Below are 1,436 nucleotides of genomic sequence, written 5' to 3'. Positions count from 1 at the left end.
ATTGCTAGGTAATCCGAGTTGTTTCTAGCCGCCCTGAGGCCTTTCAATACAACGTAAGTGATGAGCCAGAGCTGCGCAAGCAGTAGCAGCGCCCCACCGTCAATCACGGACTGTAGATAGATATTATGTACCCGGTCAACAAAACCGCTTTCGATCTGGGTAAACTTAAGCGTTAAAAAGGGATTTATCCAGTCGTTAGTTTGTCCCAGGCCGTAACCGGTAAGCGGCTTGTGTGCGATCATCTGCAAGGAGGATTTCCAGAGTTCGATACGGGTTCCAAGAGAACTGGGTGAGCTGGCCATATTAACGACAGAGGAGGTTCCCGAGTTTACCGATGCCGAAAGAAGGATTCCGGATACAATACCCACCGGGACCAGGAGCAGCCAGTACGGGTACCGTGCCCCTTTTATGGACGAGTTTTTCCGGCTCTTAAATCGTTTATAGAGGGGTATCAGCGAGCCGATTACGGCGCCAAGCCAGGCGCCTCTTGAAATGGTGCTTACGAGCATTGCCAAGCCGAGACCGATAAGTGCAAACGCTACTCTAGGATCGTCCCAGAATCGCTTTCGCTGCTCTGGGGGAAATAGGGCTTTTGCAATCAATATGGGCAGGGATATCGCCAAGAACGCACCAAAAAAGACAGGGTTTCCGATCGTTGAGGCTATCCTGCCGGCGTTTTTCACTGCCGCTTGAGACATATTTGCGCCCAGGGCATCGAAAAGGCCAAAGATGTTTATCACGGTGAACGTAACCATAAAGAGCGCATTAAAGCTCTGCTTGAACCCGTTCTCCTGGGCCGCTTTAAATGAAAACCAGAAAAGGATCGCGTAACAGATATACGCGGGCAAGGTCTCGTACCTTTCAAATCTTCCGATCAGGCTTGCCAACGGATTTGCTGAGCTGAAGGTTGTAATCGCAAGGACTAAAAGAAAAACTCCTACCAAGAGAAATGCCTTATGGATAGGTACTCTTATGACACCCTCTTCAAGCCAGCGCCGCATCTGAAAGTAAGTAAGAAACAGGGTGATTAAAAAAAGCGCGGTAAGCTTGGGTAAGCTATAACTATCCATGTTAAACGGGGAGAAAACCAGAAGAACGATAAACGGCGCGGCTACCGTGCACCATAATAAAATATCATCTATCTCTGCGACCAGTTTGTCTTTGCTACTGCTGTCATCCATAATCATTCAAAGGAGCGGTCTTTCATGTGATTCCACTATCGCACACAACCGGGTCTTTTGCTAGTTACTGTTACCGGACTTACTCAAGATATTGAGATGCCGGTAAAAGTCGGTGACGAGCCGAGATTTTTGGTAATCGGGAAGATTTCAGGAAAGCATTGGTCAGCAACATACTTAGCCAACTTCTCCAACAACGCAAGGTTTGAATAGCGTCCACTTAGGGCAGCAAAACTTTGACCCCTAAAAAATGGCTTT

At 47.9% G+C, this 1,436-nt stretch carries 1 protein-coding gene; it reads right to left on the bottom strand.

The features are described from left to right. Positions 1–1,181, bottom strand: a 1,181-nt coding sequence (locus COY37_RS04255; RefSeq protein ID WP_286976307.1) for an O-antigen ligase family protein, incomplete at its 3' end; no start/stop codon positions are given. Positions 1,182–1,436 lie beyond the last annotated feature (255 nt).

The organism is Candidatus Aquicultor secundus (assembly GCF_002791875.1).
GTDB lineage: Bacteria > Actinomycetota > Aquicultoria > Aquicultorales > Aquicultoraceae > Aquicultor_A > Aquicultor_A secundus.
The sequence above is the reverse complement of the archived record's forward strand: the minus strand, read 5'-3'. Positions and strand labels throughout refer to the sequence as shown.